This window comes from Kribbella sp. NPDC048915 (assembly GCF_040649595.1).
GTDB lineage: Bacteria > Actinomycetota > Actinomycetes > Propionibacteriales > Kribbellaceae > Kribbella.
Genome location: NZ_JBEZFT010000016.1, coordinates 30354 through 53336 on the forward strand (window position 1 = coordinate 30354; position 22983 = coordinate 53336).

Annotated in this window: 19 protein-coding genes; 10 read left to right on the forward strand and 9 right to left on the reverse strand. The window is 70.6% G+C overall.

Annotation, left to right across the window (positions count from 1 at the left end; genetic code table 11):
• Positions 1 to 15: 15 nt before the first annotated feature.
• From AB0B82_RS11495 to AB0B82_RS11510, 4 genes are read left to right on the forward strand one after another with little or no spacing between them, the layout of a single operon-like run.
• The gene (locus AB0B82_RS11495; protein WP_360165310.1) at positions 16 to 1683 is read left to right on the forward strand and encodes an extracellular solute-binding protein; all 1668 of its coding nucleotides are present in this window, start codon (positions 16 to 18) and stop codon (positions 1681 to 1683) included.
• Positions 1667 to 2689, forward strand: coding sequence for an ABC transporter permease subunit (locus tag AB0B82_RS11500; RefSeq protein WP_360165313.1), 1023 nt, complete (start codon positions 1667 to 1669; stop codon positions 2687 to 2689). Before AB0B82_RS11495 ends, AB0B82_RS11500 begins: the two co-directional genes overlap by 17 nt.
• Positions 2686 to 3591 carry a carbohydrate ABC transporter permease gene (locus tag AB0B82_RS11505; protein WP_360165316.1) on the forward strand — a complete coding sequence of 302 codons (906 nt, stop codon included), beginning with the start codon at positions 2686 to 2688 and terminating at the stop codon, positions 3589 to 3591. The genes AB0B82_RS11500 and AB0B82_RS11505 overlap by 4 nt, the downstream gene beginning before the upstream one ends.
• 4 nt (positions 3592 to 3595) lie before the next feature.
• On the forward strand, positions 3596 to 5527 hold the full coding sequence (locus AB0B82_RS11510; protein WP_360165319.1) for a beta-galactosidase: 1932 nt from the start codon (positions 3596 to 3598) through the stop codon (positions 5525 to 5527).
• On the opposite strand, the gene AB0B82_RS11515 is transcribed toward AB0B82_RS11510, so the two are convergent.
• Together AB0B82_RS11515 and AB0B82_RS11520 are read right to left on the reverse strand one after the other, a co-directional pair.
• Complete coding sequence (locus AB0B82_RS11515) at positions 5503 to 6534, reverse strand: LacI family DNA-binding transcriptional regulator (RefSeq protein ID WP_360165322.1); 1032 nt, start codon at positions 6532 to 6534, stop codon at positions 5503 to 5505. The two genes, AB0B82_RS11510 and AB0B82_RS11515, sit on opposite strands and share 25 nt — an antisense overlap.
• Positions 6443 to 7444, reverse strand: coding sequence for an EamA family transporter (locus AB0B82_RS11520; protein WP_360165325.1), 1002 nt, complete (start codon positions 7442 to 7444; stop codon positions 6443 to 6445). The genes AB0B82_RS11515 and AB0B82_RS11520 overlap by 92 nt, the downstream gene beginning before the upstream one ends.
• A gap of 40 nt (positions 7445 to 7484) precedes the next feature.
• Between AB0B82_RS11520 and AB0B82_RS11525 the strand changes: the two genes are divergently transcribed.
• The 3 genes from AB0B82_RS11525 (at position 7485) to AB0B82_RS11535 (ending at position 11522) form a co-directional block, all read left to right on the forward strand.
• Positions 7485 to 8003 carry a MarR family transcriptional regulator gene (locus tag AB0B82_RS11525; RefSeq protein WP_360165328.1) on the forward strand — a complete coding sequence of 173 codons (519 nt, stop codon included), beginning with the start codon at positions 7485 to 7487 and terminating at the stop codon, positions 8001 to 8003.
• Positions 8004 to 8077: 74 nt separating this feature from the next.
• Complete coding sequence (locus AB0B82_RS11530; RefSeq protein WP_360165331.1) at positions 8078 to 9982, forward strand: glycosyltransferase family 4 protein; 1905 nt, start codon at positions 8078 to 8080, stop codon at positions 9980 to 9982.
• 94 nt (positions 9983 to 10076) lie between these two features.
• A complete protein-coding gene (locus AB0B82_RS11535) occupies positions 10077 to 11522 on the forward strand; it encodes a glycosyltransferase 87 family protein (RefSeq protein WP_360165494.1) in 1446 nt (481 codons plus the stop codon).
• 15 nt (positions 11523 to 11537) lie between these two features.
• Here AB0B82_RS11535 and AB0B82_RS11540 read toward each other — a convergent pair whose 3' ends face one another.
• Genes AB0B82_RS11540 through AB0B82_RS11555 form a run of 4 tightly spaced genes read right to left on the reverse strand, consistent with a single transcriptional unit; the run spans position 11538 to position 15676 of the window.
• Positions 11538 to 12392 carry a hypothetical protein gene (locus AB0B82_RS11540; protein WP_360165334.1) on the reverse strand — a complete coding sequence of 285 codons (855 nt, stop codon included), beginning with the start codon at positions 12390 to 12392 and terminating at the stop codon, positions 11538 to 11540.
• Positions 12349 to 13728, reverse strand: coding sequence for a glycosyltransferase 87 family protein (locus tag AB0B82_RS11545; RefSeq protein WP_360165337.1), 1380 nt, complete (start codon positions 13726 to 13728; stop codon positions 12349 to 12351). Before AB0B82_RS11545 ends, AB0B82_RS11540 begins: the two co-directional genes overlap by 44 nt.
• The gene (locus tag AB0B82_RS11550) at positions 13728 to 15029 is read right to left on the reverse strand and encodes a DUF2064 domain-containing protein (RefSeq protein WP_360165340.1); all 1302 of its coding nucleotides are present in this window, start codon (positions 15027 to 15029) and stop codon (positions 13728 to 13730) included. The genes AB0B82_RS11545 and AB0B82_RS11550 overlap by 1 nt, the downstream gene beginning before the upstream one ends.
• Positions 15029 to 15676 (reverse strand): glycosyltransferase family 2 protein, encoded by a 648-nt coding sequence (locus tag AB0B82_RS11555; RefSeq protein ID WP_360165342.1) that lies wholly within the window; start codon positions 15674 to 15676, stop codon positions 15029 to 15031. The genes AB0B82_RS11550 and AB0B82_RS11555 overlap by 1 nt, the downstream gene beginning before the upstream one ends.
• A gap of 122 nt (positions 15677 to 15798) precedes the next feature.
• On the opposite strand from AB0B82_RS11555, the gene AB0B82_RS11560 reads away from it, so the two are divergent.
• Positions 15799 to 16497 carry a response regulator transcription factor gene (locus AB0B82_RS11560; protein WP_360165345.1) on the forward strand — a complete coding sequence of 233 codons (699 nt, stop codon included), beginning with the start codon at positions 15799 to 15801 and terminating at the stop codon, positions 16495 to 16497.
• 8 nt (positions 16498 to 16505) lie between these two features.
• A complete protein-coding gene (locus AB0B82_RS11565) occupies positions 16506 to 17693 on the forward strand; it encodes a HAMP domain-containing sensor histidine kinase (RefSeq protein ID WP_360165348.1) in 1188 nt (395 codons plus the stop codon).
• Here the strand turns inward: AB0B82_RS11565 and AB0B82_RS11570 are convergent.
• Complete coding sequence (locus AB0B82_RS11570) at positions 17673 to 18698, reverse strand: NAD-dependent epimerase/dehydratase family protein (protein WP_360165351.1); 1026 nt, start codon at positions 18696 to 18698, stop codon at positions 17673 to 17675. The genes AB0B82_RS11565 and AB0B82_RS11570 overlap by 21 nt on opposite strands.
• Positions 18695 to 19450: an S-methyl-5'-thioadenosine phosphorylase gene (locus AB0B82_RS11575; RefSeq protein WP_360165354.1), complete on the reverse strand. Its 756-nt coding sequence runs from the start codon at positions 19448 to 19450 to the stop codon at positions 18695 to 18697. The genes AB0B82_RS11570 and AB0B82_RS11575 overlap by 4 nt, the downstream gene beginning before the upstream one ends.
• Before the next feature lie 1334 nt (positions 19451 to 20784).
• On the opposite strand from AB0B82_RS11575, the gene AB0B82_RS11580 reads away from it, so the two are divergent.
• Positions 20785 to 21258 (forward strand): hypothetical protein, encoded by a 474-nt coding sequence (locus AB0B82_RS11580; protein ID WP_360165357.1) that lies wholly within the window; start codon positions 20785 to 20787, stop codon positions 21256 to 21258.
• Positions 21259 to 21273: 15 nt separating this feature from the next.
• Here AB0B82_RS11580 and AB0B82_RS11585 read toward each other — a convergent pair whose 3' ends face one another.
• Complete coding sequence (locus AB0B82_RS11585) at positions 21274 to 22929, reverse strand: bifunctional 3'-5' exonuclease/DNA polymerase (RefSeq protein ID WP_360165360.1); 1656 nt, start codon at positions 22927 to 22929, stop codon at positions 21274 to 21276.
• Positions 22930 to 22983: the final 54 nt, after the last annotated feature.

A 22983-nucleotide genomic window follows, 5' to 3' on the forward strand; every position in this document is an offset into this window, starting at 1 on the left:
TCTAGGGGATGCGACGTGATCGGACCAGCGATCGGCGGGCCCAGCCGCCGGACCTTCATCTCCCTGCTCGGCGCCGGGGCGGCCGCGGCAGCGGGCGGGGTGACCCTGACCGGCTGCTCGAACGGCGGTTCGGGGTCGGCCACCACCGGCCGCGCCGAGACCGAGGACAAACTGGCCGGCCTGCTGCCGAAGTACATCCCGTACGAGTCGGTGCAGCCGGATCTGCCGGGGGAGAACGGCGCCTCGCCGGGCTTCTCGCGCTACCCGAGCGAACTGCAGCGCGCGGTGCCGGAGAAGATGGTGCCGAGCGGCAAGGAAGTCTCCGCGATGACGCCGTTGTGGAGCCCGTTGCCGCCCGGACTGGGCAACAACAGCTACTTCGACGCGAACAACGAACGGATCGGCGCGCCGATCCGGTTCAACATCCTGAACGGCAACGACTACGGCGACAAACTCGGCCCGATCCTGGCCGCCGGCAACGTGCCCGAGCTGCTCTGCATCCCGGGCTGGAACATCTCCGGCCTGACCCGGTTCGGCCAGGCCGTGGACAAGCTGTTCGAGGACCTCACGCCGTACCTGGCCGGCGACAAGGCGTCGGCGTACCCGATGCTGGCCAACCTGCCGACCCGCGCCTGGGCGTACGGCGTCTGGAACTCGCAGCTGAAGGCCGTCCCGTTCCCGTCCGAGGGCTTCCCGTGGGCGCTGTTCTACCGCAAGGACCTGTTCGACGAGCTGGGCGCGGAGGCGCCGAAGAACGCCGACGATCTGCTGGCCCTGGGCAAGCAACTGACCGACGCGAAGGCCGGCCGGTGGGCGTTCGGTTCCGTGTCGGACGAGGTGATTCGCGCGTTCGGGGCGCCGGGGAGCTGGCGCAAGGACCCCGACGGCAAGCTGATCAACAAGATCGAGACGCCGGAGTTCGAGGAGGCGGTGGCCTTCGTCCGGAAGCTGTTCCAAGCCGGGTACGTGCACCCTGAGGTGGTCGCGAACGCCGGAGCCGACCAGAACGCGTTGTTCGAGGGCGGAAAGATCCTGATCCGGCAGAACGGCCTGGGCGGGTGGCAGGAGTCGTTGCAGCGGCAGTTGGCGGTGAACCCGAAGTTCAACCCGCAGGCCGTACTGCCGTTCGCGCACGACGGCGGTACGCCGATCGTGTGGAGCGGGGAGCCGGCCGGCATCTTCACGTTCGTGAAGAAGGGCGTCGGTGCGGAGCGGGTGAAGGAGCTGCTCGGCGTCCTCAACTACACGTCGGCGCCGTTCGGCACCGAGGAGTACCAGATGTACATGTACGGCCAGGAGGGCAAGCACTACGTCAAGCAGCCGTCCGGGGCACCGAAGCTGACCGCGCTCGGGCAGAAGGAGGTCTCGCAGACCTACGTCTTCCTCGGCGGGCGGCCGACCGCGATCACCCAGAGCGAGTACCCGGGGTACGTCGAGGCGATGAGCGCCTGGCAGAACGCGGCCGCGAAGATGCGGGAGAAGAACCTGTTCGACGGGATCCGGGTCGAGCAGCCCGCGAAGATGGCGGGGCTCGCGCAGCCGTTCGACGACGCGCTGCAGGACATCTTCCGCGGCCGGCGGCCGGTCAGCGAGCTGAAGACCGCCGTCAAGCAGTGGCAGGACAACGGCGGCAACGAAGGCCGCGACTTCTACGCCAAGGTCCTCAGTGACAACGGTCGGTAAGGCGCCGGAGCCGACGCTCGAGGAGCGGGCCGGGGCGGCAGGTCAGTGCCCGGCCCGGGCCCGCCCCACCGCCGGGCGCCGGGCTCGGAGCGGGGGAATGGCGTTCCGGCATCGGCTGCGGCGGGACTGGCCGTTGCTGCTGATGGTCTTGCCGGTCGTGGTGCTGCTGGGGGTGTTCCACTACTTCCCGACGCTCGGGAACGTGATCGCGTTTCAGGACTACTCGCCGTACGCCGGGATTCGCGGCAGCGAGTTCATCGGGTTCGCGAACTTTCAGCGGATGTTCTCCGAACCGGCCTTCTGGCAGGCGGTCGCGAACACGCTCTCGATCACCGCGGTCCAGCTGATCTTCTTCTTCCCGATCCCGATCGCGCTGGCGCTGCTGCTCAACAGCGTGCTCTCGGCAAAGCTGCGCAACCTGATCCAGAGCGTCGTCTACCTCCCGCACTTCTTCTCCTGGGTCCTGGTCGTCTCGCTGTTCCAGCAGATGATCGGCGGCGCCGGCCTGCTTGCCCAGACATTGCGCGACAACGGCCAGCAGGCAGTCGACCTGATGACCAAACCCGACACGTTCATCCTGCTCGTCACCGCACAAGCCGTTTGGAAAGACGCCGGCTGGGGCATGATCGTGTTCCTCGCCGCGCTGTCCACCATCAACCCGGCGCTGTACGAAGCCGCGGCCGCCGACGGCGCGAATCGGTGGCGCCGGCTCTGGCACATCACGCTGCCCGGTCTGCGTCCGGTGATCGTCCTGCTGCTGATCCTCCGCCTGGGTGACGCGCTGACGGTCGGCTTCGAGCAGTTCATCCTGCAACGCAGCGCGGTCGGCGGCGGCGCCGCGGAGGTACTCGACACGTACGTCTACTACCAGGGCCTGCTGGTCGGCGACTTCGGCTACGGCGCGGCAGCCGGGCTGTTCAAGGGCGTCGTCGGTCTCGTCCTCGTCCTGGTGGCCAATCGCTTCGCGCACATGGTGGGCGAGCAGGGGGTGTATTCGCGCTCATGAGTGAACGAGCTGTCTGGGAAGAAGAACCCACCCTGATCGGCCGGTTCGGCAAACCGCTGGTCCTGGCTGCGATCGCGCTGGTGGTCGCGTTCCCGCTGTACGTCGTCGTGGTGACGAGCCTGTCCTCAACGGAGGCGGTCACCCGCGCGGGCGGTCTGGTCGTCGTACCCCGAGAGCTGACGATCGCGGCGTACGTGCAGCTGCTGTCCGGCGGTGTGGTGACCCGGGCGCTGCTGATCAGCGTCGTGATCACGCTGATCGGTACGGCGTTCAGCCTCGGGATCACCGTGCTGGCGGCGTACGGGCTGTCCCGCCCGGGGTCGCTGTTCCATCGGCCGTTGCTGTTCGTCGTGCTGCTGACGTTCCTGTTCGGACCGGGCATCATCCCGAGCTATCTGGTGGTGAACGCGCTCGGCCTGATCGACCACTACGCGTCGTTGATCCTGCCCGCCGCGGTGTCGGCGTTCAACCTGATCGTGATGCGGTCGTTCTTCATGGGCATCCCGGGTGAGCTGATCGACAGCGCCCGGATCGACGGCGCGGGGGAGTTCGCCATCCTCCGCCGGGTCGTGCTGCCACTGTCGAAGGCCGTGGTCGCGGTCGTCGGACTGTTCTACGCGGTCGGTTACTGGAACGCGTTCTTCAACGCGCTGCTCTACATCAACGACAACACCAAGTGGCCGTTGCAGATGGTGCTGCGGACGTACATCGTGCAGCAGCAGCCGCTGCCGACCGGAGCCGGCGGCGTGGCGACCGGTGTCGGCCTGGGGCTGCAGCCGGCGCCCGGGCTGGCGATCAAGATGGCGATCGTGGTGATCGCGATCGTGCCGGTGCTGCTGGTCTACCCGTTCATCCAGCGGCACTTCCAGAAGGGCGTGATCATCGGCGCAGTGAAAGGCTAGGGGCATGGATCTGTGGTACGGCGGCGACTACAACCCCGAGCAGTGGGATCCGGCGGTCTGGAAGGAGGACGTCGACCTGATGCGCCGGGCCGGCGTCAACCTCGTGACCGTCGGCGTCTTCTCGTGGTCGAGCCTCGAGCCCGCACCGGGCGAGTACACGTTCTCCTGGCTCGACCAGGTGCTGGAGCTGCTGCACGACGGCGGCGTCCGCGTGGACCTGGCGACGCCGACCGCGTCACCGCCACCGTGGTTCAGCCGGTTGCACCCGGAGGCGCTGCCGGTCACGCCCGACGGCGTGCGGCTGACGCACGGCAGTCGCGATACGTACTGCGCGTGCGCACCGGCGTACCGCGACGCGGCTCGGGGCATCACGGGCGCGCTGGCAGAGCGGTACGCCGACCACCCGGCACTCGCGATGTGGCACGTGCACAACGAGTACGGGACCACCTGCTACTGCTCGTTCGCGGCGGAGCGGTTCCGCGCGTGGCTGCGGTCGCGGTACGGATCGCTGGATCGGCTGAACGAGGCCTGGACGACCGCGTTCTGGAGCCAGGGGTACGCCGACTGGGCGGACATCGAACCGCCGCGCACGACCCAATATCTGGTGAATCCGACGCAGTACCTGGACTATCGCCGCTTCTGGTCGGACGAGTTGCTGGCCGCCTACCTCGAGCAGAAGGCAGAGATCCGGGCCCGCTCGGCGGCGCCGATCACGACGAACTTCGTGTTCGGCGGCTGGGTGCCGGTGAACCACGCGCGGTGGGCGGCCGCGGTCGATGTGGTTGCCATCGACCACTATCCGGACCGGGCCGACACCGGCGCCGAGGAACAGACTGCGTTCGGCGCAGACCTGGCCCGCGCGTGGGCCGGCGGGAAGCCGTGGCTGTTGATGGAGCAGGCCGCCGGCGGCCTGAACGACGGCCGGCGGTGGCACACCAAGGAGCCCGGCCGGATGGCGCGGCACAGCTTGTCGCACGTCGCCCGTGGCTCGAAGGGAGCGTTGTTCTTCCAGTGGCGCGCGTCGCGCGGCGGCGCGGAGATGTACCACTCGGCGATGGTTCCGCACGCGGGGCCGGACAGTGCGCGGTTCCGGGAGGTCGTGCAGCTCGGGTCCGAGCTGTCGCGTTTGACTGAGGTTGCCGAGAGCAACGTTGTTGCGGATGTCGCGATCCTGTGGGACGCGGAGTGCTGGTGGGCCATGCAGGGAACGCACCTGCCGTCGTCGGAGCTCGACTATCTCGCCGCCGTCCGGGCCGCACACCGGCATTTCTGGCGGGCGGACGTGACGGTGGATTTCGCGGCACCCGACGCGGACCTGTCGGCGTATCGCGTGGTCGTCGTGCCGTCGCTGTACCTGGTCTCCGACGAAGCGGCGGCCAACCTCGCGGGCTTTGTCGAGCGCGGCGGACAGCTCGTGGTCGGATACTTCAGCGGGATCGTGGATCCCGACGCCCGGGTCCGCCTGGGTGGGTACCCCGGTGCGTTCGCGGAGCTGCTCGGCGTCCGCGTCGAGGAGTTCTACCCGCTCGCCGATGGGGTCGCGCTGGCGTCGGGTGGGCGTGGGCGGCTGTGGAGCGAGGACGTCCAGGCCGTGTCGTGCGAGGTCGTCGACCGGTACGCCGGGGGAGTCCTGGACGGAAAGCCCGCGATCACGCGACGCCGAGTTGGTGCGGGTACGGCGTGGTACGTGTCGACCGAGTTGGACGATGCGACCGCCGCGAACCTCGTCGCTCAGCTGATCCAGTCTTCGGCAGCTGGCGAGGCCGTCGAGACAGTACGGCGGCGGGCGGGCGACACGACATGGACCTTTTACATCAACCACGGTGACGCCGAGGTCGTCGTACCGGCGGCGGGTGCCGAGTTGGTCACCGGAGCCACGGTGGCCGGTGAGCTCGCGATTCCCGGCGGTGGTTACGCGGTGGTGCGGGAGTCCTGAGGGCCGCTGCTGCCGCGGGCTGTCAGTGCCGGCGGCAGCAGGGTCAGGTCAGGTGCGGCCTCGGCGGCGGGCGCGGCGGCGAGCTTGGCGATCAGTGCTTCGACCGCCTGCTCGCCGATGCGTTCGGCCGGGATCGTCACCGAGGACAGCTGCGGGACCTGGCGCTCGGCGACGTCGTCCGCGCAGATCGCCACCAGTGACATGTCCTCGGGCACCCGGCGGCCGAGCCGGCGCAGGACGTCGAGGAGGGGGCCGATGATCGGCTCGTTCTGGACGACCAGTCCGGTGATGTCCGGGTGCTCGGCGAGCAACTGCTCGACCGTGTGCAGGACCGCGTCGAACGTGTGCTCGCAGGGCGTCTCCACGCCGAGGACACCGCGCCGCGCGGCCGCTTCGGTGAAGCCGGTGAGGGTGCGCTGCGCGAACCCGGTCTGCCGCTCGTACACGGCCGACGGCGTCCCGAGCAGCGCCAAGGATCGATGCCCCAGATCGGCCAGATGATCGACGCACGCCGCACCCGCACCGACGAAGTCGAGGTCGATGCAGGTCAGTCCGTCGGAGTCCTCCGGGTACCCGATCAGGACCGACGGCAGCGGCAGCTCGCGCAGAATCGGCACCCGCTCGTCGTGCAGTTCGACGTCCATCACCACCAGCGCGTCGACCAGCGAGCTCTGCGCGACCCGCTCCAGCCCGGCCGGTCCTTCGTCCGCGGTCAGCAGCAGGACGTCGTGGTCGAACCGGCGGGCCGTGGTGACGACCGCGCTGGCGAACTGCATCATCACCGGCACGTGCATGCCGGTCCGCAGCGGCATCACCAGCGCAAGGACGTTCGACCGCTGGCTGGCCAGGGCGCGGGCACTCGCGTTCGGCCGGTAGCCGAGCGCGCGGACGCTGCGCTGCACCCGCTCCCGGGTGTCAGGTGAGATCGTCCGCTTGCCGCTGAGCACATAGGACACCGTGCTGGTCGCCACCCCGGCGTGCCGGGCGACGTCCGCGATCGTGACCATCGTGCTTCTCCTCTTCCGTCGGCACCCCAGTTCTACCCCAGCCGAGGCGTTTGGCCCCAGCGACATTGCGGAGCTGACCGAGCCCGATGCCGAAGAAGACCAGCGCGAGCCCGAGCAGTTGCCGCCCGGTCAGCACGTCACCGGACCACAGCACGCCGAGCAGGACGCCGGTGACCGGGTTCAGCAGCCCGATCAGCCCGACGGTCGCGGCGGGCAGCCGACGCAGGCCCGCGAACCAGGCTGTGAATGCCAGTGCGGTCGCGACGAGTCCGACGTACCCGAAGCCGGCGACGGCCGGGCCGTCGAGCCGCGGCGGACTGCCTTCGACGGCGATCGCGAACGGGATCAGGACGACGCCGCCCGCGATCAGTTGCCACGAGATGGTCGCGAGCGGTCCCGCGCCCGCACGACCCCACTTCTTCGCCAGCACGTAGCCGCAGGACGACATCGTCAGCGCGGCGGCCGAGGCGGCCACCCCGCGGGGGTCGATCGCCGTCGCGCCCGCGCCCAGCAGCAGGACGACGCCCGCGATGCCGGCGGTGGCGCCGATCAGGATCGGTGCGGCCGGCCGCTCCGAGAGCAGACCCCAGGCGAAGAGGGCCATCGTGAACGGCGCCGCGGACATGATCGTCGACGCCAGGCTGACCGGGAGCAGTTGGGACGCGACGTAGATCAATGCGAAGAACGCGCCCATGTTGCAGATTCCGAGCACCAGCGACCGCCACCACCACACGCCGCGGGGGAGGCGGCGAGCCAGCGCGAGCAACAGCAGTCCCGCGGGCAGTGCGCGGAGCACGGCGCCGTACAGCGGGTGGCCGGCCGGGAGGTACTCGTGGGTGACGAAGTAGTTGGTGCCCCAGGCGATCGGAGCGATGGCGGTGACGGCGGTCCAGCGGAAGGTATCTTCCATGGAAAATATTATATCTTCCCAGGAAGATAGAGTGGATTTCGTGGACCACGTAGCGAGAATCCAGGCCGAATGGCGGGCCGAGCGTCCCGATCTCGACACCTCGCCGCAAGGGGTGATCGGCCGGCTGCACCGGATCGCGAACCAGCTGACCAACGAGCTGACGCTGCTCTACGCGCGGTACGGGCTGAGCGAGGGGGAGTTCGACGTTCTCGCGGCGCTGCGGCGGGCGGGAGCGCCGTACGAGCGGGCGCCGGGGGAACTGGCGCTGCACACGATGGTGACCACCGGCGCGATCAGCAAGCGGCTCGACCGGCTCGAGGCGGCCGGGCTCGTGGAGCGCCGGCGCAGCGACGCGGACGGCCGTGGTCGGGTGGTGCGATTGACTCCGGCCGGGCGGCGGCTGATCGACGAAGCGTTCACCGCGCACATGGCGAACGAGAGGCGGCTGCTGGAGGCGCTGAGCCCGGACGAGACCGCGCAACTGGAGCGATTGCTGACCACGTGGCTCGCGTACCTGGAGCCGCCGGGCGCGACACGTGCACCGGAGGTACGCCGCTGAGTGGTGTGGACGTATATTGCCTGCTCAAGGCCTGTCGTACCCCCGGCGCGCCACAGAATTTCACAGGAGTGTGAGTGGGCGGACCACATGTCGTCATGCTCGTCGCGAACGACATCACGAACGACACCCGGGTCCTGAAGGAAGCCGTGGCGCTGGGGACCGCCGGCTACCGGGTGACCTTGCTCGGCGTGACGACCGCCGGGCAACCCTTGGTCGACACCATCGACGGCGGCGTGGTGACGATCCGGCTGCCAGGCCGCTTCGTCCTGCGCGACGAACGGAACCGGCGGCGCGTCGTCCGCCGGGGCCGGCGGCTGCTCGACGTCCAGGCCGATCCGGCCCGGAGCGCGCGGATAGCGGCGCGGGTGGCGGACCTGCATGCTGAGTCGGGCCGGGCGCTGGCGGCGCGGCGCGCCGGGTCGATCGGCCGAGTGAGCTTCCAGACCGGCCGGGTCGCCCGCGCGGTCCGGCGCCGCCGCTGGCAGCTGTCCCAGGCCGCCTTGTCGACGGGCGCGTGGCTGAGCGACTTCGAGAGCCGCAAAGCAGCCGGCGTCTGGCAGTGGTGGGACAACTGGCTGCCCGCGCGCAAAGGCCTGGTCAACTGGCGCTCGGTGATCCCCGAGGCCGACGACTACGAGGCGATCTTCGCCGACATCTTGGACGCTCTGCGGCCGGATGTGCTGCACGCCCATGACATGCACGTGATCGGTGTCGCGTCCCGCGCCGCGGGCCGGGCGGCGTTGCGCCGGCGCACCGTCAAGGTTGTGTACGACGCGCACGAGTACGTACCCGGTCTGTCGCAGTACGGCGGTCGTACGCCGCGGATGATCGCGGCGTGGGCGCAGCACGAGCGCGAGTACATCAAGACCGTCGACCGGGTGGTGACGGTCAGCCCGGAGATCGCCCGGACACTTCACCGGCGGTACCGGCTCGACCGGGAACCGACCGTCGTCATCAACAGCCCGCAACTGTGGGTCGACAGCGGCGACATCACCGACATCCGGACGATGACCGGGCTGGCCGCGGACGTACCGCTGCTCGTGTACAGCGGCGGCGTGACTCGCGCGCGGGGCGTGGAGACCGCGATCGCGGCGCTGCCGTCGCTGCCCGGCGTCCATTTGGCCGTTGTCTGCGTGCCGCACGCCCGCACCCGCCCGGTCGGCGAGCTGCGCGACCAGGCCGCGGAGTTGGCGGTCACGGATCGCGTGCACTTCCTGGATCCGGTGCCGACCAGCGACGTGGTGCCGTTCCTGCGCACCGCCGACGTCGGGCTGATCCCGATCCTGCGGTACCCGAGCCACGAGATGGCCCTGCCGAACAAGGTCTTCGAATACACCTTCGCCGGGTTGCCGGTGGTGACCAGTGACATGCCCACGCTGGAGGAGTTCGTCGGCAAGACCGGGATCGGCGAGGTGTTCACCGCGGAGGATCCCGACGATCTCGCGGCCGCCGTCCGGCGGATCCTGCGCGACCCGGCGCCGTACCGGGAACGGACCGCGGACCCGGGGCTGCGCAACGAGATGTCCTGGGAGACCCAGGCCGGTCACCTACGGGAGCTGTACGCCGAACTGGCCGGCCCGCCCGGCCCCGAGGACGAGCCGAAGCTGGTGATCGGGCCGGTTGGCGCGGCCGCCGCGAAGCAATGGGCCCAGGAGCTCGGCGGTGTCGCGGCCGTCCGGACGAAGCTGTCGTTGCCGGACCTGGACGGGATCTCGCACCTGCTGATCGAGGACTGGCTGTCGCCGCTCGGCAGCGAAGACCTTGCGGACGACGTGCCGATGCTCGCCGCGTCGCGGGTCAAACACGCCGTGGTGGTCTACGGTCGGGTGGATCGTGAGGAAGTCCGCCGCAAGGCCCGCAGGTACGGCGGTACGGTTTTCGTCACCGACCGGGTCGTCGCGGACGCCGTCGCCGGCACCCGGTGGTTGCCGGCGGGTCCGGCGGGGACCGAGGTCCTGCGGAGCTTCCTGGCGGAGTGAGGAACTCGCCGGTGCCGTGTAGTCGCTCTGTCGCTGCGCTGCCGATCACCGGCGGGCCGACCCGGCCTGTTTCCAGGTGAGCCGATAGGAGATGATGCCCACCGTGACCGGACCAGAGCGCGAGACCGTGCGGAAGCCCTCGGAGGCTGACCCGGCCCTCGCCGGCCTGACCGTCGGGCTCGGCGGACCGGCCGGGCGGTTCGCCCGGTTCGGCTCCTCGTGGTGGACGCCACTGCGGATCGCGCTCGCGGTCTGCACGCTCACGTTCGGCCTCGGTGTACTGCAGAAAGCGCCGTGCATGGAGGCCGGCTGGGACCGGCAGAGCTGGCGGCCGTTCAAGGCGCTGTGCTACTCCGACATCGGCTTCCTGTACCAGGAGCGCGGGTTCGCCGAGGGAAACCGGCCGTTCCTCGACACCGGCAACTACCCGGTGCTGGAGTATCCGGTGCTGACCGGCGGCTTCATGGAGGTCGCGGCCCAGATCACCTGGCTGATCACCGGCGACCCGAAGCAGGACGTCACCGTCGAGCAGAAGCGCGAAACGGCCGGTGTGTTCTTCCTGGTGAACACCGTGCTGCTGTTCCTCTGCGCGTTGCTGATCGTCGGTCTGACGGTCGCGACCGCCCGCGGTGTCGCGAGCAGACCGGGCGCCGCCCGTGGGCAGCCGCTGGACGCGCTGTACGTCGCCGCCGCACCGGCGCTCGCCCTGACCGCGACGATCAACTGGGACCTGTTCGCGGTCGCGCTGACCGCCGGGGCGATGTTCGCCTGGTCGCGCGGAAGACCGGTGTGGTTCGGCATCCTGCTCGGGCTCGGGACGGCGGCGAAGTTCTACCCGTTCCTGCTGCTCGGACCGTTGCTGATCGTCTGTCTGCGCGGCCGGAAGCTCGGGTCGTGGTTCCAGGCGACGATCGCGGCCGCGGCCTCCTGGGCGGTGGTGAACGCGCCGATCTACCTGCTGGCGAAGAACGAATGGCTGTCGTTCTGGCAGTTCAACGACGAGCGGGAGAGCGACTACGGCTCGATCTGGTACGTGCTCAAGCTGGCCAAGCACGAGGTCGCCAACGTCAACCAGTTGAACATCGTGATCTTCGCCGGGCTCTGCCTGTCGATCGCGATCCTCGGCCTGATGGCACCGCGGCCGCCGCGGTTCGCGCAACTGGCGTTCCTGGTGGTGGCGGCGTTCCTGCTGGTCAACAAGGTCTACTCACCGCAGTACGTGCTGTGGCTGCTGCCGCTGGTGGCGCTGGCCCGGCCGCGGCTGCGGGACTGGCTGATCTGGCAGGCGTGCGAATGCTTCTACTGGATGCTGGTGTGGCTGCATCTGGCCCAGTTCCTGGCGCCCGGCGACCCGCAGGTCCCGGACCGCATCTACTGGTTGTCGGTGATCCTGCGGATGGCCGGCACGCTGTGGCTGATGCTCGTGGTCGCCCGCGACATCCTGCTGCCGGAGAACGATCCGGTCCGGCGGGGCGACCTGGTGGACGACCCGTCGGACGGCGTGCCGTCGCGCGCCGAGGCTCGATTGGCGACGGCGTAGGCCTTTCGGCCGGGTTCAGGACAGCTGGTTCGCCACGGCGGCGGCGAGCTTGTGGGCCGCTGCCGGGGCCTGCGGCAGGAACAGGTACGGCTCGATGAGCTCGATTTCCATCAGCAGGAAGCGGCCGTTGACGACGACGCCGTCGACCCGTGCATACGTCGGCATCGGTCCCGCTGCGGCTTCCAGCGCGGCCCGGGCGCCCTCGAGGACCTCGGCGGGCGGATCGGCCGGTGTCGTCTGTCCGCCGTGCGACTCCTGGACCCGGTAGTCGCCAGTCGCGGGCCGCTTCACCACCGCGTGGCTGAACTCGCCGTCGAAGAACAGCAACGACCACTCGCCGTCGGTCTGGATCTCCGGTACGAACGGCTGCACGAGGTACACCAGGTCCGGCAGCTCGTCGAGCGCCCGATCCAGCTCGGGTGAGCCGGCGACGCCGCGGATGGTGTGCAGGGCGTTCCCGCTGACCGTCGGCTTGACGACGACGTCCTGCCCGGCCAGCCCGGCCAGTACCTCGCGCAGGCACGCGCCCGCCGCGACCTGCGACGGAACGATCGCCACCCCGCGCTCACGCAGATCGAGCAGGTACTTCTTGTCGCCGTTCCAGCGCACCTGGTCGGTCGCGTTCAGGACCGGTACGCCGGCCTTGTCGAGCTGGGCGAGCCACTCGGTGAACACGTCGTACAGCCGGTAGTAGTCCCAGACCGTGCGCAGCAGGACCGCGTCGTAGGCGGACCAGTCGACGGACGGGTCGGTCCAGACCTCGACCACCGGGTCGAGGCCGGCGGCGCGGAGCGCGTCGAGCAAGGGGCGCTCCTCGGGGAGGAGCTCAGCGAGTTCGGCCGAGGTTGCGAGGGCGAGGCGTTTCGTCACGCCCGCCAGTGTTGGCATGGAGGACCCCTGCGGTCAAACCTGTATCCGCAAGTGTTCGGGTACGGAGGGTGATCGAGCTGACAACGATGGCAGCGGCGGTCAGGTAGATCAGGCCCTGGCGGGTGTCGTGGCCGAAGCTGCCGTAGGCCAGGTACGCCGCGATCGGTACGGCGATCCACTCCGGGCGGGCGGCCAGCGCGGCGAGCGCGATCAGCGGGAGGCCGTACCACGGGTACGTCGGCGTGGCGATCAGCAGCGCGGCGCCGTACAACCAGCAGCAGGTGAGTGCGATCGGGTCGCGTGGTGCCCGGTGGAAGGCGAGTGCGGCGAGGCCGAGTGCGAGCGCCGCGGCAACGAGCTGACGAGCCTCAGGAGGCAGCAAAAGCGCGAGAATCGCCGATCGGGAGCTGCCGTCCTCGAACCCTTCCTGACTGAGGTAGCCGGGCAGGAAACCGAGGACCAGCGTGCCGACGGCCAGGAGGTGCGGCAGGTACGTGACCACAAAGGAGCCCAGGGCAACGAAGGGCCGGCGGCCCCGGAACGCGGGCAGCAGCAGGAGCGGAAGGAGCTTCACGCTGCCGGCCGCGCCGAGCAGGATCGCGGCCAGCTTCGGCCGGCGAGCAGTGGTGACGACGGCGGCCGTGATCAGCAGCGCCGCGAGGACGTCGACATGCGCGGCGTTGCTCGCCTCCAGGGCGACGATCGGTGACCAACCCCACAAGGCGGCCCAGCGCCGGTTCTGTACCGCGAGTAGCCAGGTGAGTGCGATGGCGATCAGCGCGGCCGCGATCTGCAGGCCGAGCGTCCCGGCGGACCACGGGGTGACCAGCGCGACCACCGTGAAGTACGCCTCGGCCACCGGCGGATAGATGGTCGGCACGCCGGGACGGTTGATGCGCGTCCGGTCGTCGTCCACCGGGAGGCGCGCCGGATCCTTGGGGATGGCCGTCACGCCGGTACGTTCGGCGGGCGACAGGCCGGGGAACAGCACCGGGTCGCGCAGCCGTGCCAGCAGATCGTCCAGGGGCACATATCCGTACGGCGAGTGGCCGGACAACTGCACGCGCCCGTCCCAGACGTACCGGTAGGCGTCCGTGCTGGTGATCGGGGCGTGCAGCACACCTGGCACCTGGCACAGCGCCGCGACCGCCACGACGGCGCCGATCGACAGCGCGCGGCCGAACCGCCAGACCAGCAGACCGGTGCCTACTGTGGCGACTGCGAGGGTGAGATTCGGGTGCCAGTGCTCGGCGGCGGACCAGATCACGGCTACCGCAGCGGCGATCGCGGCGAGACCGGCCAGCAGGTGGACGCGGGTCGGGAGGTGGGCGCGCATCAGGCGGTCCGGCGGAGGGTGAGGAACGCGCGATGCGGGGTGCGCCAGTCCTCGGTCGGATGCAGGTTTGTGGCGCGCGCGTGCCGGATCAGCGCGCGCGCACCGACTCTTGCCCAGGGCAACGGAACGGAACGGCGGCCGCCGGCGGTGCGCAGGACGATCGGACTGCTGTCATCGAGATCGTCGTCCGGATCGACCTCGACGAGTACGAGGCCCTGAGGGCGGACGAGTTCGGCGCAGCGGCGGAGCATCTCGGTCGGGTCGCCACCGATCCCGATGTTGCCGTCCATCAGCACCACGCTGCCCCAGCGTCCTTCACCGGGCAGGCGGTCCTGCACGGGCCGGTGCAGCGCGGCCGCACCACGCGAGGTGGTGAGCGAGACTGCCCGTGGGGACACATCGACCCCCAGCGCCGGGATCCCGCGTTCGGCGAGCGCGGTGACGATTCGGCCCGGTCCGCAGCCGATGTCGAGCACCGGCCCCTCACAGCGGCTCAGGGCGAGTCGGTCCACGTCGTCCGCGGGCGCGGACCACCGGTCCACGTCGGACAGCGACGGTACGGTCCGGCCGTCCGAGGCGGTGGCGACAACGCGTGTCGAGCCGCCGAGCGCCTGGTCGAACAGCAGTCCGGGATGCGCCGCATGCTCCAGCCGGCGGTACAACCGGGACACCCGCAGCTTGGGAAACTCGGCTGCGAGGTATGCCGCGTCCTGCGGGGTGTCCATGTCCCGCAGCGTCGGCAGCATCCGCACCCGCAACCCCAGCGACAACAGGCGATGCAGCTGGTCCCGCCCGGTGTGGTCGGTGGACATCGGTACGCCGACCAGCGCACGGGCGTCCGGTGCGCGGAGCCCGATGCACCAATACCCGCCGTCCTTGGTCAGCCCGAGCACCGCGTCGTACCCGGACCAGTCGAACCTGAGCAGCTCCGGCCGCAGTTGCGGTGTGTCCATGCCGACGAGCAGCATCGGTGTGCCGTCGTACGTGTCATCGAAGGCCGCGGCCAACCGTTCGTCCAGACCACCGCCGCGCTGTGCCACCACCTCGAACCCGGACGGCAGCCACGGGCCGGGCTCGCCGTCGAGCGCGATGACGCGACGCGACGCCGGCGCGGCCTGAATCGCGCCGAGCGTGTCGACGAGCGAGGCACGGGCCAGCGCAGCGGCCTCGCGCGGCGTGAACTCGGACTGCAGCCGCGTCTTCACCCGCCCCGGGACCGGAGCCTTCGCGATCACTATCAGGGTGTTCAGCACGGCGACGCGCGGTGCGGGCTGCTGCTGGGCCTTCTGCAGGGTCTCCATCAGCGCAGCACCTTCGACATGTCCAGGACCGCGCGGGCGGCGCCCAGCGGGGTACCGGTGACCTTCGAGCGGCCGGAGCGCGGCAGGTAGTCGACGTCGACCTCGGCGATCCGCCAGCCCGCGTCGGCGGCGCGGACGACCGTTTCCAGCGGGTATCCGGAGCGCCGGTCGGTCAGCGCCAGCCCGAGCAGCGCCGTACGGCGAAAGGCGCGCATCGGGCCGAGGTCGTGCAGCGCGACGCCGGTACGGCGCCTGATCCGCCGGGACAGCTCCGCGTTGGCCAGCCGGAGGTGCCACGGCCAGACCTGGCGGGAGACCGGGCGGCGGCGGCCGACGACCAGGTCGGCGCGGTCGGCAACGACCGGCGCGACCACCCGGACCAGCTGCCGCGGATCGAGCGAGGCGTCCGCATCCATCACCGCGACCACATCCGCCTCGGCTGCCTCCAGACCGGCGTGGCACGCGGCGCCGTACCCCTTGAGCTCGCAGCGCACCACGGTCGCGCCGAGCTCGGCGGCGATGCCGGGCGAGCCGTCGGTGGAGCCGTTGTCGACGACGATCGGACGGATGTCGTGCGGGAGCCGTTCGAGGATCCAGGGGAGGGCGGCCGCTTCGTTCAGGCACGGCAGGACGAGATCGACGGGCATGCTTCGACGGTAGGGACGAAACCGCCCCGGGAACGCCCGAACCCGGCTACGGATCGCTTACGGCGTACCTCGGACCGAGGCTGGTGCGGCGGTCGACCGGGGGGAGGATCTACCCTCGTGCCGTGGCTACTCGAGTGCTTGTGGTGGACGACGACCCGACCGTGTCGAACGTCGTATCGGCGTATCTGACCAAGGCCGGGTACGACGCCCGCGTGGTCGCGGACGGGGCGTCCGCGGTCGAGGTCTGGCAGCAGTGGAAGCCGTCGGTGGTGGTCCTGGACGTGATGCTTCCCGTCCTGTCCGGGCTCGAGGTGCTGCGCCGGATGCGGACCGCCGACGACACCGCGGCGGTGATCATGCTGTCCGCCCGCGGCCAGGAGGAGGATCGCGTGGTCGGGCTGGAGGTCGGCGCCGACGACTACATGGTCAAGCCGTTCAGCCCACGCGAGCTGACCCTGCGGGTGCACGCGCTGGTGCGGCGGGAGGAGCGGCTGGCGGGTCTCGACCTGACGCCGACGAAGCTGAGCGCGGGACCGGTCGTGGTCGACACCGCGGCCCGGCGCGCCTTCCTGGACGGCGCGGAGCTGTCGCTGACGCACCGCGAGTTCGACCTGCTGGCGTACCTGGTCTCGCACGCCGGCAAGGCGTACACGAAGATCGAGCTGCTCCGCCGCGTCTGGGGCTGGGACTTCGGTGACTCGTCCACCGTGATCGTGCACGTCCGCCGGTTGCGGGAGAAGATCGAGGCCGACCCGTCCGACCCGAAGCTGGTGCTCACGGTGCCGCGCACCGGGTACATGTTCGCCGGGGACGCGCCGTGAACAAGGACATGGCGACCATCTTGGCGCTCACCACGTTGTGGACGCTGGTGGTGGCCGCGATCGGTGCTGCCGCGCTGTGGCAGTTCCGGCGCCGCTCGCTGCGGATCACGATCATCGTGGCCGCGCTCGCCCCGATGGCCGGTGCACTGGCCGCCATTCTGCAGAGCGTCCGGGCGATGTTCATCTCCGAGCACGACTCGTGGGTGGTGCTGTGGACGCTCGCGTTCGCGGCGCTGCTCGGGCTGGCGATGTCGGTCCTGCTCGGGCACTGGATCAGTGTGGGGTCCCGGGACGTCGGGCGGCGCCTGCGCCACCTCGGGACGTCGTACGAGCCCACGGAGACCAACGGCGGCGCGGTGCCGGCCGAGCTGGCGGCGCTGACCGACGAGCTCGAGCTGACCCGGCAGAAGCTGGCCGCGTCGCATCAGCGCGAACGTGCGCTGGAGGCCAGTCGGCGGGAGCTGGTGGCGTTCATGTCGCACGATCTGCGGACGCCGCTGGCCGGGGTGCGGGCAGTGTCGGAGGGCCTCGAGGACGGCGTGATCGACGACGTACCGGGGGCGCTGCGGCAGATGCGCGCGACCGTCGACCGGATGACCGGGCTGGTGGACGACCTGTTCGAGCTGTCCCGGCTGTCGGCCGCTCCGCCGCCGCGGCGCCGATCGGCTGTCAGCCTGCGTGAGTTGGTCGAGGACGTCGCGGGGGAGAACAACGAGCACGCGCGGGCCTCGGGCGTCCGGCTGGCGGTCTCGACGCCGCCGGACGACGACCGGCTCGCCGTCCAGGGGGACCCGGACGAGCTGACCCGCGCGGTGACGAACCTGGTCGGCAACGCGATCCGGCACACCGGCCCCGGTGGGACCGTGACGTTGGCGGTCGACCGCGAGGCCGACGGGCAGGTGCGGCTTGCGGTGACCGATGGCTGCGGCGGAATCCCGGTCGACGACCTGGAGCGGGTCTTCGACGTCGGCTGGCGCGGTGACGAGCAGCGCACACCCGAGACTATCGACAGCCGGTCCGCCGACGGCCGGTCCGTCGAGGGCCGGCCGGCCGGGGGTGGCGGGCTCGGGCTGGCGATCGCGCGCGGGGTGGTCGAGTCGCATGACGGGAAGATTGCCGTCAGCAACGTCGACGGCGGGTGCGCGTTCGAGATCGACCTGCCGCCGGTGGCGGCGCTAACCAGCCGATCGGAGTAGGTCCTCGAGGCCGGTCCGCAGGTCGTACGCCGGCTTCCAGCCGAGCTCGTCCTTCAGCCGATCGGACGAGGCGGTGATGTGCCGTACGTCGCCGAGCCGGTACTGACCGGTGACGATGGGCTGCGGACCGCCGTACGCGGCGGCGAGCTCCGTGGCGACCTCGCCGATCGTGGTGACGGTGCCGGTACCCACGTTGTACGCACGAAACGGCGGTTGCTGGGGAAGCGCCGACGCCGCCAGCGTCACCGCGGCGGCGACGTCCCGGACGTGCACGAAGTCGCGACGCTGCCCGCCGTCCTCGAAGACCCGGGGCGTCTCGCCGCGTTCGAGCGCGGAGCGGAAGATGGCCGCGACACCGGCGTACGGCGTATTGCGCGGCATGCCAGGGCCGTACACGTTGTGGAACCTCAGCGCGGTGACCCGTCCGCCGGTCTCGCGCGCCCACGTGGCGGCCAGGTGCTCACCGTTGAGCTTGCCGGCGGCGTACGCGTTGCGCGGATCCGGCACGGCGTCCTCCGTGACGAGCCCGGGCTTCAATGGTGCTTGGCAGTGCGGGCACGGAGGTTCGAAGCGGCCTCGGTCGAGGTCCTCGGTACGGCGTGGGCCCGGGGCGACCTGTCCGTGCGTTTCGCAGTCGTAGCGCCCCTCGCCGTACACGACCATCGAGCTGGCGAAGACCAGGTTGCGGACGGACGTCATGCACTTCAGGAGGACCGCGGTGCCGAGGCTGTTCGACGAGACGTAGTCGTCGATGTCGTCCAGGTTGACGCCGAGGCCGACCTTCGCCGCGAGATGGATGACGGTGTCTGCACCGTCCAGGGCCTTCGTCACCGCGTCCGCGTCGCGGATGTCGCCGATGACGAGACCTGGACGCGGCGCAGGGCGCCCGCCGTGCACGTCCGGGCGGAACGAATCGAGCACCGTGACCTCGTGGCCCTCGGCAAGGAGTTGGTCGTGGACGTGGGTACCGATGAAGCCGGCGCCGCCGGTGAGCAGGACCTTCATGACGCGGCCCCTCGGCAGGTGCAGTCGTCAGTCGTCGGGAGTTGGCGGATGACATGTCGGAGCAGCGCTTGGAGGCGTTCGATGCTGTGCTTGAAGGCCTCGAACACCTCCTCCTGGGTGACGCCGTCGCCGGTCTCGACGCCCGCGTCATGGTCTGTCACCACGGCGATCGACGTGTAGCAGAGGCCGAGTTCGCGCGCGATCGACGCCTCCGGCGCCCCGGTCATCCCGACCACGGACCACCCCTGCGCGGCATGCCACTGCGACTCGGCGCGGGTCGAGAACCGCGGTCCGTTGATCACCACCATCGTTCCCTCAGGTACGACGTTGCCGGCCGCAATCACCGTCGCGCGGCCGGTCGGGCAGTACGGATCCGCCATCGACGTGTGCATCACCGGCGCCTCGTCGTACACCGTGTGCGCCCGGCCCCACGTCCGGTCGACGAACTGGTCCGGTACGACGAACGTCCCCGGCGTCAGCTCCGCCTTCAACGACCCGACCGCACACGGCCCCAGTACCTGGCGCACCCCGAGCTCGCGCAGCGCCCACAGATTCGCCCGGTAGTTCACCCGATGCGGCGGAAACCGATGATCGACGCCGTGCCGCGGAACGAACGCCACCTCCCGGTCCCCGACCACCCCCACCACCGGCATCTCACTGGGCGCCCCGAACGGCGTCTGCACCTCGACCCGCTCGGCCTCCTCGAGGAACTCGTAAAACCCCGACCCACCAATCACGCCCACATCAACCATGCCGCCGACGTTAAGCCCCCGCCCCCCCACCACCCCGCCCCAAACCCCAATCCGTCAACACCCCGTAATCCCATCCCGCCCCAACCTGCACCACCCCGACCGCCGTACCCCGACCGCCGTACCCGTACCCCCACCGCCGTACCCCGACTACCGCGCCCCGACTACCGCGCCCCGACTACCGCGCCCCGACTACCGCGCCCCGCCTACCGCGCCCCGCGCTGCCGCGCCCCGCGCCGCCGCGGCACGGCATACGAGCGGATAACCGCACGTGTTGGGGGTTCTTCGTCGGCATGAGAGCAGAGAACCCCGGCGGGGTTATCCGGCTCTTGTGACCGATCCGTGGGTGGCCCGGTGACCGAGTCGCCGCCCGCGCTGTGTCGCGCTGTGCCGCGCTGTGCCGCGCTGGACCTCGCCCGACCGCGCTGGACCACTCCCGCCCCCCGCTGGACGACCGCGCCCGTCCGTTCCCGCGGGGTGGGTTTACCCACGGTGTTGTGGGTTCCTGACCCGTGTGAAGGGTGCGGAACCCACAACACGATGGGTGAACCCACCGTGCGGCGGAAATCCGGAAGCCCCTACGACCACACCGCACCCCCACGCCGCTACGCCACGCCGCCGCGACGCCGCCCACGCCCCCACGCCGCGGCCACGCCGCACCATCCCCCTCGCCGCGCGCGAAAACTCTCCTAGATGATTGATGCGCGGCCCGAAGGTGTGCACGCTCGACAGTTAGTGTGGTGCGGGCGGGTGTGTTCGGCGCGTGGTTCACGCTCAGCTGTGGCCCCTGGCACGGGACACGTCCTGTCGACCTGACACACGCCACACACGCCACACGCCACCCAGGCCACATGCCCGAGCGTCCCCCGGCTCCATCACCACGACCACCGAATCCAGACCAGGCCGTGCATCAATCATCTAGGAGAGTTTTCCGCACGACACTGGAGGCTTTTGACCGCCATACGCGGGAAAACCCTCCACAGATGCGGCTCCAACACCCCCACGCCGCGAGCACCCGCGCGCCCCCGATCACCCCCACGCCCCGATCACCCCCACGCCGCGATCACCCCCGCGCCGCGATCACCCCCACGCCGCGATCACCCCCGCGCCGCGATCACCCCCACGCCGCGATCACCCCCACCTCGATCACCCGCGGGCAAACACCATCGCCCCAGCCATCCCTCACCCGTCGGCCCGCGACCATCTCCCCTCGTGCAGAAGCCAACCCACACATCTGTCGGAAGACCCGGTTGGTTGTGGTGTGCGGCGAGTGCCGGGAGCGGGGGTTGGGATTGGCGGCGGGGGTGCGGTTGGGTGGGGGTGTGGATGTGTTGTGGGTGCTGTTGGTCGTGGGGGTGGTGTTGCTGGCGCTCGGGGCCTACGCGAGTTGGACGGCGGGGCGGCTGGACCGGCTGCACCGGCGGGTGGAGTTGGCGCGCGCCTCCCTGGAGACCGAACTGGCGCGCCGGTCCGCCCTGGTCGCGGAGCTGGCCGGTAGCGATGTCCTCGACCCGGCTTCCGCGCTGCTGCTTCTGGACGCAGCTCACCGCGCCCGCGCCGCCTCGCTGGAACCGATGGAGGTCCGCGAACAGGCCGAATCCGCCCTCACCCGTGCCATCCACGCGACCGGCACCGAGGTCGAACCCTGGGCCGGCGAACTGGCGCTGGCGATGCGCCGCGTCCAACTCGCCCGCCGTTTCCACAATGACGTCGTCGTCTCCGCCAGGACCCTCCGCGACCGCCGCCTGGTCACCTGGCTCCACCTCGCCGGCCGAGCCCCCTTACCCACCACCATCGAACTCGAGGACTGACGTCCGGCCCAGGCTTCACTTCGCGTCGGCGTAGGTCTGGACCGTGGCGGTGGTGAAGGCGAAGTTGGTGGGGGTGGCGCCGAACGTCAGGGTGCCGGCGAGGTCGCTGGCCTGCTGGATGGCGTGGGTGACCTGCTCGGCCTCCTCCGCGGGGCAGTGGACGATGACCTCGTCGTGTTGGAAGAAGACGAGCTCGGCCTTCAGCGGCGCCAGTGACTGCCGCAGTGCGGCGAGGAGGAGCAGCGCCCAATCGGCCGCGCTGCCCTGTACAACGAAGTTGCGCGTGAACCGCCCGCGCGCCCGGGCATGCCGGGGATCGGTGGTGGGGAGGTCGGCGGGCGGACCTTCGAGCATGGCGTCGTCCAGCGGGTGGCCGCTCGGCGGGCAGGTGCGGCCGAGGTACGTGCGGACCAGTCGCCCTTCCTCACCGGCCCGCGCCGCGTCGTCGACGTACGCGACCGCCTGCGGGAATCGTTTGCGGAGCATCGCGAGGTTCTTCAGCCCGTCGCCCGACGTCTGCCCGTAGATCGCACCCAGTACGGCGACCTTCGCCTGCGCGCGGTCGCCGGAGAACGCCTGGTCCGAGACTGCCTTGTACAGGTCGCCCGGATCGGCCGCCACCGCCATCAGCGCCGGGTCGCGGGAGATCGCCGCGAGCACCCGCGGCTCGAGCTGCGACGCGTCCGCGACCACCAGCCGCCACCCGGGGTCGGCGACCACCGCGCGGCGGATCACCTTCGGGATCTGCAGCCCGCCGCCACCGTTGGTGACCCACCGCCCGGACACCGTGCCGCCGGGCAGGAAGCCAGGCCGGAAGCGCCCGTCGTGCACCCAGTCGTTGAGCCAGCTCCAGCCGTTCGCGGTGTAGATCCGGTAGAGCTTCTTGTACTCGAGCAGCGGCGCGACGGCCGGATGGTCGAGATGCTCGAGCTCCCACCTGCGGGTCGACTTCACCTGGAACCCGGCCTGCTTGAACGCCTTCAGTACGTCGGCCGGCAGCTCGGGCCGCACGCGGTGCCCGAACGCCGCGGAGATCTCGTCCGCGAGCTCGGTCAGCCGTCGCGGTTCGCCCGTACCGCCGAACCGGTCGCCGAGCAGCTCGGTCAGCAGTCGGCGATGCGCGTCCCCGCTCCACGGCAGCCCGGCGAGGTCCATCTCCGCCGCGACCAGCATCGCGGACGATTCCGATGCCGTGAGCAACCGGATGCGGTCCGGGTACTCGGCCAGGTCATGCCGCCGGAGTTGATCGGCGTACACCTGGAGCAAGGCCTCGAACGGCACCGGCTCGGCCGCGATCTCGAACAGCGACGACTGCTCGCCCGGTACGGCGGCGCGCAACGGCGGATCGGCCGGTACCGGGCGACCGGCCAAGCGGGCCCACGCGGCGGCAGCGGACCGTGGCTCGCCGAGCCGCCCTTCGTGGCCGAGCAGGAGACCTTCGGTGTTCTCGATGTCGTAGCAGCGCTCCACCCGGACGCCGGCGGCCAGCAACCGCGGGTAGATCTCCGATGACGAACGCCACACCCACCGCGTCACCTGCGGGCGCGACGCCACCGACGCGACCAGATCGGGCTCATGCAGTACGTCGCCCGCGGGCCGCCCGTCCGGTCGCAGCGGCGCAAGCGACGCCCCGCCGCCCTCCTCCGGAGCAATCAGCCACCGCACGTCCACACCCCGAATCCTCACACCCGCCACCGACACCCGGCCTCCCGGACGCCACTCTGT

Bases quoted from the DNA above. Each gene is read 5' to 3' on its own strand.
- AB0B82_RS11505 (WP_360165316.1), top strand. From the start codon at position 2,686: ATGAGTGAACGAGCTGTCTGGGAAGAAGAACCCACCCTGATCGGCCGG.
- AB0B82_RS11510 (WP_360165319.1), top strand. From the start codon at position 3,596: ATGGATCTGTGGTACGGCGGCGACTACAACCCCGAGCAGTGGGATCCG.
- AB0B82_RS11515 (WP_360165322.1), bottom strand. From the start codon at position 6,534: ATGGTCACGATCGCGGACGTCGCCCGGCACGCCGGGGTGGCGACCAGC.
- AB0B82_RS11520 (WP_360165325.1), bottom strand. From the start codon at position 7,444: ATGGAAGATACCTTCCGCTGGACCGCCGTCACCGCCATCGCTCCGATC.
- AB0B82_RS11535 (WP_360165494.1), top strand. From the start codon at position 10,077: ATGCCCACCGTGACCGGACCAGAGCGCGAGACCGTGCGGAAGCCCTCG.
- AB0B82_RS11545 (WP_360165337.1), bottom strand. From the start codon at position 13,728: ATGCGCGCCCACCTCCCGACCCGCGTCCACCTGCTGGCCGGTCTCGCC.
- AB0B82_RS11550 (WP_360165340.1), bottom strand. From the start codon at position 15,029: ATGGAGACCCTGCAGAAGGCCCAGCAGCAGCCCGCACCGCGCGTCGCC.
- AB0B82_RS11555 (WP_360165342.1), bottom strand. From the start codon at position 15,676: ATGCCCGTCGATCTCGTCCTGCCGTGCCTGAACGAAGCGGCCGCCCTC.
- AB0B82_RS11565 (WP_360165348.1), top strand. From the start codon at position 16,506: ATGGCGACCATCTTGGCGCTCACCACGTTGTGGACGCTGGTGGTGGCC.
- AB0B82_RS11570 (WP_360165351.1), bottom strand. From the start codon at position 18,698: ATGAAGGTCCTGCTCACCGGCGGCGCCGGCTTCATCGGTACCCACGTC.
- AB0B82_RS11575 (WP_360165354.1), bottom strand. From the start codon at position 19,450: ATGGTTGATGTGGGCGTGATTGGTGGGTCGGGGTTTTACGAGTTCCTC.